This is a genomic window from Borrelia coriaceae (assembly GCF_023035295.1).
In the GTDB taxonomy this organism is placed as follows: domain Bacteria; phylum Spirochaetota; class Spirochaetia; order Borreliales; family Borreliaceae; genus Borrelia; species Borrelia coriaceae.
Window position 1 is genome coordinate 137,262 of record NZ_CP075083.1, and the last position, 16,594, is coordinate 153,855.

At 31.6% G+C, this 16,594-nt stretch carries 9 protein-coding genes; all 9 read left to right on the forward strand.

All coding sequences use genetic code 11. From position 1 onward, the window contains the following. Positions 1-214: 214 nt before the first annotated feature. The 9 genes from bcCo53_RS06220 to bcCo53_RS06260 all read left to right on the forward strand — a co-directional run bounded on the left by bcCo53_RS06220 (position 215) and on the right by bcCo53_RS06260 (position 16,296). Entirely contained in the window at positions 215-1,675 is a 1,461-nt protein-coding gene (locus tag bcCo53_RS06220) for a BTA121 domain-containing protein surface lipoprotein (RefSeq protein ID WP_025408538.1), read from the forward strand. A 363-nt stretch (positions 1,676-2,038) separates the two neighbouring features. After that, positions 2,039-2,644, forward strand: coding sequence for a BTA121 domain-containing protein surface lipoprotein (locus bcCo53_RS06225; protein WP_025408539.1), 606 nt, complete (start codon positions 2,039-2,041; stop codon positions 2,642-2,644). Between the two features lie 613 nt (positions 2,645-3,257). After that, the gene (locus bcCo53_RS06230; protein ID WP_025408540.1) at positions 3,258-5,225 is read left to right on the forward strand and encodes a BTA121 domain-containing protein surface lipoprotein; all 1,968 of its coding nucleotides are present in this window, start codon (positions 3,258-3,260) and stop codon (positions 5,223-5,225) included. Between the two features lie 278 nt (positions 5,226-5,503). Further along, a complete protein-coding gene (locus bcCo53_RS06235) occupies positions 5,504-7,303 on the forward strand; it encodes a BTA121 domain-containing protein surface lipoprotein (protein WP_025408541.1) in 1,800 nt (599 codons plus the stop codon). Between the two features lie 384 nt (positions 7,304-7,687). After that, a complete protein-coding gene (locus bcCo53_RS06240; protein WP_025408542.1) occupies positions 7,688-9,184 on the forward strand; it encodes a BTA121 domain-containing protein surface lipoprotein in 1,497 nt (498 codons plus the stop codon). A 187-nt stretch (positions 9,185-9,371) separates the two neighbouring features. Then, the gene (locus bcCo53_RS06245; protein WP_025408543.1) at positions 9,372-10,877 is read left to right on the forward strand and encodes a BTA121 domain-containing protein surface lipoprotein; all 1,506 of its coding nucleotides are present in this window, start codon (positions 9,372-9,374) and stop codon (positions 10,875-10,877) included. A 228-nt stretch (positions 10,878-11,105) separates the two neighbouring features. Further along, positions 11,106-13,319: a BTA121 domain-containing protein surface lipoprotein gene (locus bcCo53_RS06250; protein WP_246938422.1), complete on the forward strand. Its 2,214-nt coding sequence runs from the start codon at positions 11,106-11,108 to the stop codon at positions 13,317-13,319. Between the two features lie 250 nt (positions 13,320-13,569). Continuing rightward, positions 13,570-15,264, forward strand: coding sequence for a BTA121 domain-containing protein surface lipoprotein (locus bcCo53_RS06255; RefSeq protein ID WP_025408545.1), 1,695 nt, complete (start codon positions 13,570-13,572; stop codon positions 15,262-15,264). A gap of 228 nt (positions 15,265-15,492) precedes the next feature. Continuing rightward, positions 15,493-16,296 (forward strand): BTA121 domain-containing protein surface lipoprotein, encoded by an 804-nt coding sequence (locus bcCo53_RS06260; protein ID WP_025408546.1) that lies wholly within the window; start codon positions 15,493-15,495, stop codon positions 16,294-16,296. The last annotated feature ends 298 nt before the right edge of the window (positions 16,297-16,594 follow it).

Consider the following 16,594-nt stretch of genomic DNA (forward strand, 5'->3'; position numbering starts at 1 on the left):
ATAAATTTAAACATATTAAATTTAAATAGAAACTAAAGAAAGTAAGAGTATAAACTAAGCCTTAGATATTAATATTTAAGGCTTTAAATTTATTCCTATATACCTTATAAGATTTATGCTAATATTATTGTATTATTACATACAAATGTTATAATTTGATAATTATATTAATTTAAAAATTTGTTTAGTAGTGTGAAAAAAAGGAGATATTTATATGATCAAAATACGACATTACAGTTTATTAATAATATTAGTATTAATGTCACTATTATTAGTAATTAGTTGTAATCCAACCAGTAAGTTAAAGGATAATGGCATGCGTGGGGCAGGCATTGGTGTGAAAAGAGAGAGAGCTGCTCAGAATGATAAGGACGCTTTAAAGGGCAAACTTAAGGCGCTTCTTATTGGATTTGGGTTATCAGATGAAGAGAAGCAAATAGTTTATAAGATACAAGAAGTATTAACTAATCCTGATATTGGGAGTGGTGAGGATATTAAGACATATACTGATCCTGAGTTTTATAAGTTATTAGAAAAGTTAGGTGCTCTTAAGATTAAAGGGATTGTAGATAATTATTTAAAAGTTAGTGACCTTCAAAATGAGGTTAAAAATGCATTCAATCAAGCTATCAATAATATTGCTGATCCTGATTTAAAAGCGTACTTTCAAAGTAAGCTTGCTTCTTATCAAGATGGTTATGCATTGCAGTTAAAGAAGTTATTTAAGGATGATAATGCTAATGTTGTTTATGATGCAGTTACTAATGGTAATTATGTTGCTCAAGTTACTCGTGAGACAAAAGACCATTTAAATGAACTTAGAGATATGATGGATCTATACTTCGGTCTTGATCCTGAGGAGAGAGGGGTAATTGATAGAATTAGAAAGTTAGTAACTCCATCTTCTGTTGCTAAGATAAGGAAGCCTTATAAGTTGCGTACTGTGCAGGAGTTTTTTTATTTATTAAATCAGTTGGGTGTTTCTAAGGTTAAAGAAATAGCAAGTGTTTATAGGGCCTATGAAGTCTTTAGAGAGGAAGGGTATAAAGAAATTAGTAAAAGCATTGAACGTGTTGATGGTGCAGGTTTAAGAAGCGTATTGCAACAGGATCTTAAGTATAGCCATGAAACTTACGAAGTTGATATAAGAGGTGCCTTTACGAAGGTTATGGGGGGTAAAGTTACTGATGGTTCACCTAATGCTGATGATGTATATGAAAGTGTGAAGCAGGCTTCATATACTTCTATATTTGATAATATTAAAAAAGAAATTCAAGCTATTCTGAATTACGATGCTATGGCAAGAGAGTTAAAAAATTTTCAGGTGCGAGCACTTGCGTATATGATCAGTAATATTAGGCAGTCTGAGTTATATGCTAAGATCCTATTAAGTAATTTAGATGTTCCTAAACTTAAAGAGATTGCAAACTTTCATACTGAGATTATTGAATCAGAAGACACTGCTAAAAAGGCTTTAGCAAGTGTTGCTGATATTAAGAAAAAGGAAGCTTTACAAGTTCTCTTTGAGCAGTGTGTTAAGGATTATCATGATTATTTAGAATTGTGCTTTAAGCAGGGAAAAGCGGATTTTACTACATTTTATAATAAAATTATGAGTGGTGCATATTCTGCTCGCTTTAATAGTATTAAGAGCAAGGCTTTGGATCTTTCTTAAAAAAATGAAGCAGGTACTGATTCAGGTGTTGACTCGGATACTACTTTAGGTGGTAATTAATCTTAGGTAGTAATTAAATTAAGAATATTAAATATAAACTAAGCCTTAGATATTAATATTTAAGGCTTTAAATTTATTCCTATATACCTTATAAGATTTATGCTAATATTATGTTTATTAGCAATTGAATCACAGTATAATATTATAATTTAATTTATTATGTTCATTTGATAATTAATTTGAGACAATTAAATAATTTATTTATCTTTATACAAATTAATTAATTTAATATTTTTGAAATAAAGGGGGATTTTTATATGGCAAGAATAAAATATTGCAATTTTATTAATGATATTAGTATTAATGTTACTGCTATTATCAGTAATAAGTTGTGATTCAAGTGGTTCATCAAAGGATGATGGCACAGAGAGCGCAACAGGGCCTGCTGATAAGTTTGTTAATGTGTTGGATTTACCAGCTGGTGATCAAGCTTACACTTATGACACCATTTATGATGAGTTTGTTAATGTTGAAGATGATGTTGTTGAGAACTATTATTTGAATTCACGTAGGGTACGTAGGATTTGTAATATTTTAACTAATCCTAATATTGGTAAGCGTGATAAGTATAAAATATATACTGATTCTGATGCTCTTGATATAATGAGAGATTTGTGTTATAACCGCGTTAGAGCAGTTACAACAAAAATTGCAAACTTTTATAGTACATACAGAAGAGTTTATAGTATTGTGAAGGATAAGATTAACGATGCTGATTTTCGAGAAATGCTTCTTTCTAGGTTTAAGTCTACTAAAAATGATTATGAGTTGGTATTAAAGGACTTATTTATTTCCTTTGATTCTGCAGGGATGTCAGTTTCTACACTTATTGACCGGATATTTTGTCAGACATATTTGAGTATATCTAAGCTTTGGGCTACAATGGACCAAGTACTGGTATTTTTATAGATGTATGAAGGCTAAAGCTTGATAAGGTTGAGAGGGCTTTAATTGATAAAATTGGTAATTATGAGTATTAGGGTATTCTGAGAACTTTATTAGATTGCCTCTTAAGTATAAGTTGTATATTAAGGGGTATTTATTAATTTAATAAATAATAATAAATAAATTTGTTACTATGATGGTAAAGGGGTTTTAGACTTTCATTATAATGTGATTAAAGCATAAGAAATGATCAAGTTAGCTTTAAAAACGGTTTTTATTTTCATCTTGCAAAAAGACTGTATTTGGGAAGTGATTTTAGAGTAAACTTTGTTACTTGTTTGTGGTATTTGGAGTTGTGGTTAATGCGTGTTAAAGATAGTGTATGCAATATCTTGGGCAATGTCTTATGTAATACCTAGATTTTAATTTAAATTAAAAATATTAAATATTATTTTGAATATCACTTAAAATAATATTTAAGCCTTGAATTTTGAAATTAAAGCCTTTAAGGCTATACCTATAGATTTTAAAATATTTATGATAATATTATCTCATCACAATATTGCAATTCTTATAATAATGTTCATTTAGTGATTTATTTAAGTTGTTTAAGTAATTTGAATAAGGAGATATTTATATGATAAGAGTAAAACATCGCAGTTTATTAATAATATTAGTATCGCTATTATTAGTAATAATACTATTAGTAATAAGTTGTGATCTAAATAGTATGTCAAAATTTGGGGGCACACCTAGGGTGAAAAAAGCCCATGGGATAGCAAGACCCCGTAATCATATGAAAAAGGATGTTAAATTCAAGCTTAAAGAGCTTCTTAGTAAATTTGGATTGCTAAATAAGCAGCTACAAGCAATTGATAAGATAAAAAGAATAGTAACTGATCCTAATATTGGTGATACTGAATCTTACAAGACATATAGTGAGCTTCAATTTTATAATTTATTAGAAACTTTAGGTGATGTTAAAGTTAAGGAAATTATAAAAAATTATTTACAAGCTTGTAAAATTCAATTTGATGCTCAAAGAACATTTAAGAAAGCTATAAAGAATATTGCTGATTCTGATTTGAAAAAGCAATTACAAACTAAGCTTAATAATTATAACTCTAGTTATGCATTACAGTTAAAGAGCTTATTTAATTATGATAATGATGATGTTATTTATGGGAATGTTATTAATGATTACATTATACGGACAACTACTCAGGTAACGGAACAGATGGATGAACTTGCATCTTTAGGTGTTGTTTTAGATATTGGAGATGCTAAGAGTATATATTTACAGCTTGATTCTGGGGAGAGAAACATAATTGATCACATTAAAGAAATAGTAACTAATCCTAATATTGGTGATCCTAAAGATTATGAGACATATACTAAGCAGGAGTTTGATGATTTAGTAATTAGACTAGGTCTTCTTGATATTAAAGAAATTATAAAAAATCATTTAGAAGTTGATGTCCTTCAAAAAGATTTTGACAAATCCATAGGTTTTGTTTTGAACTCCAATTTAAAAGTGGAATTGTATCGTAGACTTAATAATTATAAAATTGATTATATGTTGGGTATGAAGAAGTTATTTAATGAAGTTGTTTCTGGCAAAATTAGTTATGATGATTATGTTACTCAAACAATTGCTCAGGCACATAATTATAGTACTATACTTAAGACTGAGATTACAGATACTACAGATAATAAGGATTTCTACTCACTATTTGACTCTGAGGAACAAAATATAATTGAGGAAATTAGAAATATAGTAACTAAACGTTCTTTTGTTGTGCCAAGTTCTGATTATAAGTTGCGTACCGAGGAAGAGTTTAATGATTTACTGTTTGCTTTAGGTGTTGTTAGGGTTAAGGAGATAATAAGAGTTTATAGTAAATACAAGGTATTTAAAGAGTCAAAGTATGTGGAAATTGGTAAAAGCATTAAAGGTATTACTGATTTCAATTCAAAACTAATATTGCAAATTAAGCTTGCTAATGCTCGTGGAAGCTACGAGTTTCAGATAAAAAAGGCTTTTACCAAATTTGATGATAATGATAATATTCTTGATGACTTGCCTGATCCTGATTATGTGTATGACAATGTAATTCATGCTGTTTATACTGTTATATTTAATTCTATTAAAGACGAAGTTGCAAAGATTGTGAATTATGAAAAGATAAAAAGCAAGTTTTTAAAAGTTTATATGCAAACACTTGCTTATATACAAGAGCATGCTGAGCAGTCTGATTTTAATATGCAGCTTATGTTGGGTTCCCTAGATAATAATAAGGTTAAAGGGATTGTAGAAATTCATTTTCGGATTATTAAGGCAAAAGAGGCAGCAACAGCTGCTTTAAATGCAGCTGTTGCTTTAAATAATGTTAATGATGTTAGGGAAAAGGCAGGTTTACAAAGTCGATTTGATGAGTGTGTTGCAGCTTATCATAAGCATTTAAAATTATGCTTCTTGCATGGCGATCCTTATGCGTTTTATGATGAAATTATGAGTTGTACATATGATAAGGACTTTGCTTGGATTGAAAACAAGGCTTTAAGTCTTGTTGGAGCAAAGCAACCAGTACGCTCCAGGTATTAACTCCGGTACTACCTAGGTAGACCTTGGGTAGTGTTTAACTTTAGGTAGTAATTAAGTTAAGAATAGTAAATAAATATTAAATTAAACTTAAATGTAAACTAAGCCTTAAATCAAAAAATCTAAGGCTTAAATTTTATTCTCATATATTTTATAAGAGTCTATGTTAATATTATTGCATTACCATATACTAAATATTATAATGCAATAATTATATCCATTTGATAATGAAGTTCATTTAATAATGTGTTTAGTTCAGTTTGAACAAGGAGATATTGAATATGATAAGAATAAAACGGTGCAGTTTATTAATGAGATTAGTATTAATGTTACTGCTATTATCAGTAATAAGTTGTAATCAAATCAGTGATACAAAGAGTGATGGCAGTCAAGGGGCAGGTGCTCCTGTGAAAACAGCTGTCACTAGGCGGCATGATAAGGGAGATTTAAAAGTCAAGATTAAAGAACTTCTTGTAAAATTTGGGTTATCAGATGAAGGGAAGCAAATAGTTTATAAGATACAAAAAATAGTAACTAATCCTGATATTGGTAAGGATGATAAGGCTGGGGGTTACAAGACATATGATGATCTTAAATTTTATAATTTATTAGACACTTTAGGTGCTCTTAAGGTTAAAGAAATTGTAGGGCATTATTTAAAGGTTGATAGGCGTCAAAATGAGGTTAAAAATGCATTTAGTCAAGCTATAAATAATGCCGCTGAAGGTCCTTTAAAAGAGAGGTTACAAAATAAGCTTGATGATTATCAAGATGGTTATGCATTACGGTTAAAGAAGTTATTTAAGGATGATAATGCTAATGCTGTTTATGCTGCATTTACTGCTGATGATTATATTGTTCCAGCTATTAGTGAGATAGAATCTCATTTAAATGAACTTAAAGTTATGAGTCTTGTAGTTGCTGAAGTCTTTAAAAATCCTGAAGGTACTAGAGTTGATGGGGGTTCTGGAAGTGCTGTAGGTCCTGGAGATGTTGATGGTTCTGCTGGTGCTGAAATTCCTGCAAGTTCTCAATTTACTAGAGTTGAAGGTACTAGAGTTGATGAGGATGTTACAGTTACTGAACCTGCGAAAGGCACTTTAGGTATTGGTGGTTCTGGGGGCGATGGTGGTGCTGAGGATACTACAGGTGCTTTGGGTCTTGTAGTTGTTAAGGAGCCTGACGGTACTGAAGATATTGAGGGTATATACTTAGAGTTTAATGATGAGGCGAAAAGGGTAATTGATAAACTTAGAAAGTTGGTAGTTATTCCTAGTGAATATTATAAGACATATACTGTGCAGGAATTTGATGGTTTAATAAGAGCTTTGGGTGATTCTAAGGTTAAAGATATGGTAAAAACTTATGGTGCATATGAATCAGAGTACAACGGAATTAAGGGGTTGATTGATAGGAATATTCCTTGGGACTATGTACAAGAAATGTTAAGCATCAGCCTTAGTGATGCAGAAGAAAGTTTAAAGATTGCTATAAGAAAGTTCTTTACTAAATTTAATGATGATGGTACTGCTGACCTTGCTGCTCTTCCTGATCCTAATTATGTGTATCAGAGCATGAGGCAAGTTGATAGCTCTATTTTTAAAGGTGCTCGAGGGGATGTTGTTTCCATTATGAATTATGTAAATATAATGGTTGTTGATCTTTCATCTCAAGAGAGGTATCCATTTTCATATATTAAAGATGAAAGTGGTATGGAAGATAGTGATGGAGGATTGGTATTTAACTTTGTGGTTTTGCTAGGTAAGTTAAATAAGGAGCAGTTCAAAGCCATTTCAACTTTTAATTCTAGTGTTATTGAAGAAAAAGAGGCTACTCTTAAAGTTATAAATAATATCCGTGATGGTATTGAGGACAAGAAAGCTGTGCAACATCAGTTTGATAGTTATGTTAGAGGGTATCATGGACATTTAATATCTTGTGCTAAGCATAAAGATCCTAAGACATTTTATGATCAAATCATGACAGGTACATATGCTGAGAACTTTAAGATGCTTAGAAAAGCAGCTTTAAAGATCATCGAAGAAAATAAGGCAGGTTCTAAACCAGGTATACCTAGGTAGCTGTTTAGGTAGTATTTAAGTTAGGAGTAGTAAATGAAAACAAATGTTCAAACAAGTTAAGATAGGTATTAAGATTTTAAATTAATATTGAAAATCTTAAATATAAATTTAAATATAGATTTAAGCCTTAGGTATCAATATTTAAGGCTTAAAGTTTGTATATCATAGCCATTTGAGATGATTTGCAAATATAATAAATAATTATAAGTAATAAACATATTATTGAATACATGTATTAATAAATGTGCAAATAATGGTGATAAGGTTTATAATAATATTATTATGTTACAATATTACAATATTATTATTTAATAATATAAATTATTTAATAACCAGATTTATTTGGTAATGCGTTTAAGTTGGTTTGAATAAGGAGATATGTATATGATAAAAGTGAAATATCGCATTTTCTTAATAATATTGGTATTAATATTGCTGTTATTATTAGTAATAAGTTGTAATTCAAGCGATTCATCAGGACATGATGGGACATATAGTACATCAGGTGGTGTTGGGGGAAGTAATGCGGAGAATATTAATGCCAAACTTAATAAGCTTTTAAATGCATTTGGGTTACTCTCTTATGAGCAAGAGGCAATTGGCAAGTTACAAAAAATAGTTACTAATCCTGATATTGGTAATACTGAAGGTTATAAGACATATGGTAGTCTTGAATTTTATGATTTACTTAAAACTTTAGGTGCTCTTAGGGTTAAAGGAATTATAAAAAATTATTTAGAGTTTGCCAAATTCCAAAATAATGTTGAGAGAACTATAAATACTGTTAGTGATACTGATTTAAAGGATCGCCTACAAAGTAAACTTAAGGTTTGTAATTCTAGCTATGGGTTTGCGTTAAAGGAGCTATTTAATGATGTTGTTTCGGCTAAACTTTCTTATGATGATTATGTTGTTCAAACAACTGTTAAGACAAATGATCAGATAGCTAAACTTGAACCTGAGATAGAAGGAGTTGTAGGAGATCAAGATATTTTCTTACATCTTGATGGTGCTGAGGGCTGCGCAATTGCGCAAATTGGAGAAATATTAGTTGATAGTGAGATTGATCATGGTAGGATATATACTTATGATGAGTTTTATGATTTATTAAATAGGTTGGGATTCTTTAGGGTTATAAAAATTGTAGATATTTACCAAAAATATGAGGCACTCCAGGAAGCAGATTATAATGAAATTATTACAATGATTAAAGAAGAGGTTAAGGATGAAACCTTCAAAGCAGCGTTGGAAGATATGGCTGTTATGACTTATAGTTCATATCGTAATAATATAAGGGATATATTTACTAAATATGATGATGGCAAGGCCCTTTCTGTTATTCCTGAACCTGAGTATGTGTATGAAAAAATGACACATGCTGTTTATAGGTCTCTTTTTACAGATATTAAAGAGTATACGGAGTCCATTGTAAGGTATAAAAATATAGAGGGCAGTCTTTTAAGAGAAGAAAGGCAAGTACTTTCGTATATACAAGGTAAGGGTGGTAAGTCTGATTTTGATTTTGTTGTCTTGTTAGGCAAGTTGGATGCTGCTCAGGTTAAAGCTATTGTACAATTTCATGCCAAGATTCTTAAAGCAAAATCTGCTGCTCAAGAAGCTAGAATGAATGTTACTGACGATAGGGAAAAAGAACCTTTGATGGAGGCCTTTAGAGATACTGTTGAGGAGTATCATAAACATTTAGTCGCATGCTTTAAGCATAAGGATTCTCAGACATTTTATAATGCAATCGTTACAGGTACTTATGCTAATGACTTTAATCGTATTACAGAAAAAGCTTCTGGGTTATCTCCAAAAACTGAATCGGGTACTACTAACCCAGATATTAACTCAGATGTTAAGCCAGGTAGTACTACCTAGGTAGTGTTTAAGTTAAGAATAGTAAATAAAAAAAATATTAAATGTAAACTTAGCCTTGGATAGCGATATTTAAGGCTTTTAAAATTTATATCTGTATGTGTTAGAATACTTAGTACAATATTATTAATTAATAATTACATTTATTTAATAATTTGTTTAATTTAGTGTGAAAAAGGGGATATTTAATATGATAAGAATCAAAAAGTGCAGTTTATTAATGATAATATTAGCATTAATAGCACTATTATTAGTAATAAGTTGTAATCAAGGTCGTTCTGTAAAGAGTGGTGGTGCAGATGTGGGAAAAGGTGCCCGTGTGAAAGAAGATCCTACTAAGGGCCCTGATAATAGAGATTTAAATGTCAAGCTTAATGAGCTTATTTTAAAATTTGGGTTATCAGATAAAGAGAAACAAATAGTTTATAAGATACAAGAAGTATTATATGATCCTGATATTGGGAGTGGTGAGGATGTTAAGACATATGGTGATCTTGAGTTTTATAATTTATTAAAAGATTTAGGTGATCGTAGGGTTAAAGAAATTGTAGAAAATTATTTAAAAGTTGATGAGCTTTACGAGAGTGCTAAAAATGAATTCAGTCAAGCTATAAAGAATGCCATTGTTTTTTATTTTAAAGGGAAATTACAAAATAATTTTGATAATTACAAGTCTAGTTATGCATTGCAGTTAAAGAGGTTATTTAAGGATGCTGATGCTAATGCTGTTTATGCTGCATTTATTGCTAATGATTATGTTGACCAAGTTACTCGTGAGACAGAACCTTATTTAAATGAACTAGCTATGTACTTAGAGAGTAATCACAGCAAGAGAATTATTGAACTTAGAAATATAGTAACTTCTCCTAGTCAAGGTTATAAAACATATACTGATTCTGAGTTTAATGGTTTATTGGAGGCTTTGGGTGATTTGAAGGTTAAGCAAATGGTAAGAGCTTATAATGAAGTTGTGGCAGAGTACGAAAGACTTGATGGAGATTTTAAGTCAAGATCTGATGTCTCCTGCTTGGGTTCATTGATCACAAAACTTTCTAATGCTAAAGAAGATTTAGATAATTATATAAGAAGCTGCTTTACTGTAATTAATGACTCTACTGGTACTATTGATCCTGATGTTCCTCCTGCTCCTGATGATTTGTATCGCGACATGTTAAATTTAGGGAATTTTTCTGATTTTAAACTTGTTGGACAGTATCTTGCAAACAGTATAAAGTATAAAGAGATGATGAAGAATTTAAGAGACTTTCAATGGTCAGCAGTGGCTATTTTCGACTCTGCAGTTGTCCTGTCAGATCCTAGTGTTTGTGCATCTTTCTTTTTAGGTGGCTTAGAGTTGACTCAGCTTACAGAGTTTGTAAAATTGTATGTCCAAGTTATTGACGTTAGAAATGCTGCTGATGAAGCTGTAGAGCAGATCAGTGATGGTGTTGCTGGGAAGGAAGATTTAAGAAAGCAGTTTGAGGATTGTAAGCACGCTTACGAGAAGTATGTACTAGCATCTGGTTATGAAACTAATGACCCTCAGCAATTTTATGCTAAAATCATCATGACAAGTACTTATGTTGATAACTTTAATGACATTATAAAAAGAGCTTCTAAGTTATCTCCAAAAACTGAATCGGGTACTACTAACCCAGATATTAACTCAGATGTTAAGCCAGGTAGTACTACCTAGGTAGTGTTTAAGTTAAGAATAGTAAATAAAAAAATATTAAATGTAAACTTAGCCTTAGATAGCAATATTTAAGGCTTTTAAAATTTATATCTGTATGTGTCAAAAGACTTATTATAATATTATTTCAATATAATGTTATAATTTTTACAATATAATAATCATATTAATTTGATAATTACATTTATTTAATAATTTGTTTAATTTATTGTGAAAAAGGGGATATTTAATATGATAAGAATCAAACAGTATGGTTTATTCATAGTAATAATATTATCAATAGCGCTATTATTGGTCATAAGTTGTAATCAAGGTCGTTCTGCAAAGAGTAGTGACACAGATGTGGGCAAAGGTGTCGGTGTGAAACAAGATCCCACTAAGGGCGATGATAATGAAGATTTAAAGGTCAAGATTGATGAGCGTCTTTTAAAGTTTAGATTATCAGATAAAGAGGTTCAAATAATTCGTAAGATACAAGAAATAGTAACTAATCCTGATATTGGTAAGGCTGAGGGTTATAGTACATATAATGATCTTAAATTTTATACTTTCTTAGGAAGTTTAGACGACTTTAAAATTAGGGAGATTATAAGAGATTATTTAAAAGTTTATGAGCATTACGAGGATGGTAAAAAGGTATTTAGTCAATTTATGAATGATTCTGCCCTTGATGGTCCTTTAAAAAAGCGATTGCAAAGTGAGCTTGATGCTTATAATTATAATTATTTGTTTAGGTTAAAGCAGTTTTTCGGTCATGTTAATCCTTCTGCTGTTTATGGTGTAGTCACTAAGGGTTATATTAAGGAAGCTATTAGTAAGATAGATGAGCATTTATCTAAAGTTAGAAGGATGGTTGCTGAAGGTTCAGGAGGTACTAAAGGTGCTGGTGGTTCTGCTGGTGCTGAAGTTCCTGCAAATTCTGAGGTTATTAAAGAGCCTACAGTTCCTGCAAGTTCTCAAGCGACTAGAGTTGATGAAAATGCTCCAGTTACTGAACCTGCAGAAGGTACTTTAGGTGCTGGTGGTTCTGCTGGTGCTGAAGTTCCTGCAAATTCTGAGGTTATTAAAGAGCCTACAGTTCCTGCAAGTTCTCAAGCGACTAGAGTTGATGAAAATGCTCCAGTTACTGAACCTGCAGAAGGTACTTTAGGTGCTGGTGGTTCTGCTGGTGCTGAAGTTCCTGCAAATTCTGAGGTTATTAAAGAGCCTACAGTTCCTGCAAGTTCTCAAGCGACTAGAGTTGATGAAAATGCTCCAGTTACTGAACCTGCAGAAGGTACTTTAGGTACTGATGGTTCTGCTGGTGCTGAAGTTCCTGCAAATTCTGAGGTTATTAAAGAGCCTGCAATTCCTGCAAGTTCTCAAGTTACTAGAGTTGATAGAGATGCTCCAGTTACTGAACCTGCAGAAGGTACTTTAGGTACTGATGGTTCTGCTGGTGGTGTTGAGGAGGTTAATGTAAGTCTGGCAGGTACTGTAGGTGTCGATGATGCTAGAGACCCTGCAGGTCCTAAATATATTGGAGATTCTACCGATGTTGTAGTTACTGAATATATTGGAGGTCCTGCAGGTTTTGGAAGTATACACCTAAAGCTTGAGGCTGAAGAAATAGAGGGAATTGGTGAACTTAGGAAGCTAGTAACTTCTCCTAGTCAAGATTATAAAACATATAATGATTCTGAGTTTGATGGTTTAATAAGTGATTTGGGTGTTTTGAAGGCTAAGAAAATTGCAATAGCTTATAATGCATATGCAGCAGAGCGGAAAAGATTGCAGGAAGAACTTGATGCAAAAATTAATGATGTTGAAATCAGTCCTAAATTGCAAGCAGAGCTTGATGATGCTAAAAAACGTGCAGAATTTGCTATAAGATCGGCCTTTACTAAATTTAATGGTGATGGTACTGCTCTTGATGTTATTCCTGATCCTAATCGTGTGTATGCAAGCATGCTATATTTGAATAGTGAATATTTTTTTGCACGTTTTAAAGAGTATCTTGCAAACAGTGTAAAGTATAAAGAGATGGAGGGGGAGTTAACGGAGTCTCAAAAGGGCACGTTCCGATATATAAACGATAAAATGACAGATCCTAAGTTTTGTATATATTTCTTGTTAGGTATTTTAAATGTTACTCAGCTTAAAGAGATTGCAAACTTGCATTCTAGGATTATTGAAGCACAAGATGCTGCTAGTAAAGCTTTAGCAGAGGCTCTTGATGTTAAGGGAAAGAAAGATTGTGAAACACGGTTTAGTCTTGAGCTTTTAGATTATCATAATTATTTAAATGCATCTAAGTATAAACGTGCTAATCCTAAGCAATTTTATGATCACATGGTGAAGGGAGAACATGTAAATAGTTTTATTGATAGTTTTCGTGGGATTGAATATCAAGCTTCCAATCTTCCTAGAAAAAGGAAGTATGTCATAACCCAGGTACTACCTTAGGTAGTGTTTAAGTTAAAAATAGTACATAATAAACATAGATATTAAATAATAAACCAAGCCTTAGATCAAAAAATTTAAGGCTTAAAGTTTATATTTGTAGGTGTTAAAAGACTTATTACAATGTTGTTAGGGACTAATGTTGTAATTGTAATATTATGCAATATCATTATAATGAAGTAATTATATGTATTTGATAATTAAATTCATTTAATAATGTATTTAATTTGTTTTTTAAAAGGAGATATTTAATATGATGAGAATAAAACGGTGCGGTTTGTTAATGATAATATTATCATTAATAGCACTATTATTAGTAATAAGTTGTCGTCAAAGCAGTGATTCAAAGCGTAATGGAACAGGAGAAGGTGCCCGTGTGCAAGAAGAGCCCACTAAGGGTGTTTATAATGGGGCTTTAAAGGTCAATCTTAAAGAGCTTCTTGTAAAATTTAGGTTATCAGATGAAGAGAAACAAATAGTTTATAAGATGCAAAAAATAGTAACTAATCCTAATATTGGGAATACTGAAGGTTACAAGACATATGATGATCTTAAATTTTATAATTTATTAAAAGATTTAGGTGAACGTAAGGTTAAAGAAATTGTAGGAAATTATTTAAAGGTTGATAAGCGTCAAAATGAGGTTAAAAATGCATTTAGTCAAGCTATAAATAATGCCCCTGAGGAGGGTTCTTTAAAAGAGCGATTGCAAAGTGAGCTTTCTTCTTATCAAGATGGTTATGCATTGCAACTAAAGGAGTTATTTAAGGATGATGATTCTAATGCTGTTTATGGTGCATTTACTGCTAATAATTATGTTGTGAAAGCTATTCGTGAGATAGATGTTCAGTTAAATGAACTTATAAATGAATTTAAAGCTTTAGGTGTCGGTGGATCTATAGGTGCTGCTACAGGTGCTACAGTTACTGAGTCTGCAGAAGGTATTTTAGTTACTGTTGGTTCTAATGGTGTTGGTGTTGCTGTAATCCCTAAAAATCCTGCAGATATTGCGGATACTGGTGGTTCTAATAGCCCTGAAAATTCTGAAGGTTCTGAAAATTTTGCCGAGACTCAAGTTGTACGCTTAGAGTTTGATGATGAGGAGAAGAGGGGAATTAGTGCAATTAGAAAGTTAGTAACTTCCCCTAGTCAAGATTATAAAACATATAATGATTCTGAGTTTGATGGTTTAATCGGTGCTTGGGGTGTTTTGAATACTAAGGAAGTGGTAAAAATTTATAATGAACATGTAGCAGAGTGTGAAACAATGAAAAGTAAGCTTAGTTCAAAAATTAATGATATCTACTGCTGGCCCAAATTGCAAAACGAGTTTAAAAGCACGAAAATTTGTTCAGAGAGTTATATAAGAATGTCCTTTAGTCAATTTAATTATTCTACTGATAGGCATGACCTTCATGCTCTTCCTAATTCTGATAGTGTATATCACGACATGTTAAATCTGGGTCGTTTTTGTAATTTTAAACGTGTTGAGCAGTATCTTGCAAACAGCGTAAAGTATAAAGAGATGGAAGGGAAGTTAACGGAGTCTCAAAAGAGCACGTTCCGATATATAAACGATAGAATTACAGAGCCTGGGTTTTGTATATATTTCTTGTTAGGTGGTTTAAGTTTTGCTAAGCTTGCAGAGGTTGCAAACTTGCATCAGGAGACTATTCAAGCAAAAGACGCTACTAGCAAAGCTTTAGTTGATGCTCCCAATGTTAAGACAAAGAGATTTTTCGAATCTCAGTTTGTTGGTGAGCTTGAAAATTACCATCGTTATTTAAAAAACTCTCATTACAAAAGCAAATCTTCTCATGCATTTTATGCTTATATGATGGTTAGAGCATATGTTAATAATTTTAATAGTATCAAAGAAAAAGTTTTAAATCTATCTTCAAAAAATGGAGCAGGTTCTAAACCGGAGATTAGTCCAGTTACCACCTAGGTAGTGTTAAGTTAGGAATAGTAAAAAAAATATTAAATATAAACGAGCTTTAGATATTAATATTTAAGGCATTTAAAGTTTATGCTTGTATGTGTTAGAGGACTTATGTTATTATTATATAATAATATTATAATAAAGTAATTATGTGCATTTGATAATGAAATTCATTTAATAATTGGATTCATTTGATAATGCGTTTAATTTATTTTGAAAAAGGAGATATTTAATATGATAAAAATAAAACAGTGCAGTTTGTTCATGATAATATTATCATTAATAGCACTATTATTAGTGATAAGTTGTAATCAAGACAGATCTGCAAAGAGGGATGGCACAGATAGGGCAACAGGCGACCATACAGTAGAAAGTGCAGGGCTTATTAGAAAGCCTCGTGATACGGGTACTGTTGGGAAAGAAGATCTCACTAAGGGAGATGGTAATGCAGATTTAAAGGTCAAGATTAATAATATTCTTGTAGCATTTGAGTTATCAGATGAAGAGAAGCAAGTAGTTCGTGAGATACAAGAAGTAGTATATAATCCTGATATTGCTAAGTATGAGAATTACAAGACATATAATGATCGTACATTTTATAAGTTCTTAGAAAATTTAAGTGCTCTTAAGGTTAAGGATATTATAAAGAACTATTTAATAGTTGATCAGTATTACAGGTATGGTAAAGATTTGTTTGATGAAGCTATTAGAAATGCTACTGAAGATTCTTCAAAAAAGCGATTACAAAAGGAGCTTGAAGATTATGATTATAGTTATGTGTTTCATGTAAAGAAGGCCTTTGCTCATGTTAGTCCTCTTTTGGTTCATAGTGTAATGACTAGTAAGAAGGGTGGTTATCTTGAGTACGCTACTAGTGCAATAGGTACTAAGTTACAGGAGTTTAGAATGGATGGTGCTATAAGTTTTGGGCGTTTTGGTACACTTAAAAAGCCTGATGTTCCTGTAGGTTCTCAAGATACTAAAGGTGATGATGCAGGTAGTGATGATCCAGGTACTGAAGGTGCTGGTTGTAGCTAGAAGTCCTGCCAAGGCCTAAATATACTGTAGGTGCTGCGGGGTTCTAGAGGAGAAGGCCCTGCAGGTCCTAAATATATTGGAAAAGTTCTACTGCTGTTGTAGTTCCTGAATATATTGGAGGTCCTGCAGGTATAGGGATAGTTCTAAACTTTATAATCACATGATGTTTATTTAAAGATATGCTTGTAGTTTTGATGATATTAAATAAATAATATTAAAGACTTAGTTTCAACGCTTGCTAGAGGAAATAGAGCAGGTTTTAGCTCAGATTTTATTAGATATTAACCTAGGTGCTACG

Excerpts from the sequence above, each read along its gene's own strand:
- bcCo53_RS06260 (WP_025408546.1), top strand. The coding sequence starts at position 15,493 with ATGATAAAAATAAAACAGTGCAGTTTGTTCATGATAATATTATCATTA.
- bcCo53_RS06225 (WP_025408539.1), top strand. The coding sequence starts at position 2,039 with ATGTTACTGCTATTATCAGTAATAAGTTGTGATTCAAGTGGTTCATCA.
- bcCo53_RS06240 (WP_025408542.1), top strand. The coding sequence starts at position 7,688 with ATGATAAAAGTGAAATATCGCATTTTCTTAATAATATTGGTATTAATA.
- bcCo53_RS06250 (WP_246938422.1), top strand. The coding sequence starts at position 11,106 with ATGATAAGAATCAAACAGTATGGTTTATTCATAGTAATAATATTATCA.
- bcCo53_RS06220 (WP_025408538.1), top strand. The coding sequence starts at position 215 with ATGATCAAAATACGACATTACAGTTTATTAATAATATTAGTATTAATG.
- bcCo53_RS06245 (WP_025408543.1), top strand. The coding sequence starts at position 9,372 with ATGATAAGAATCAAAAAGTGCAGTTTATTAATGATAATATTAGCATTA.
- bcCo53_RS06235 (WP_025408541.1), top strand. The coding sequence starts at position 5,504 with ATGATAAGAATAAAACGGTGCAGTTTATTAATGAGATTAGTATTAATG.
- bcCo53_RS06255 (WP_025408545.1), top strand. The coding sequence starts at position 13,570 with ATGATGAGAATAAAACGGTGCGGTTTGTTAATGATAATATTATCATTA.
- bcCo53_RS06230 (WP_025408540.1), top strand. The coding sequence starts at position 3,258 with ATGATAAGAGTAAAACATCGCAGTTTATTAATAATATTAGTATCGCTA.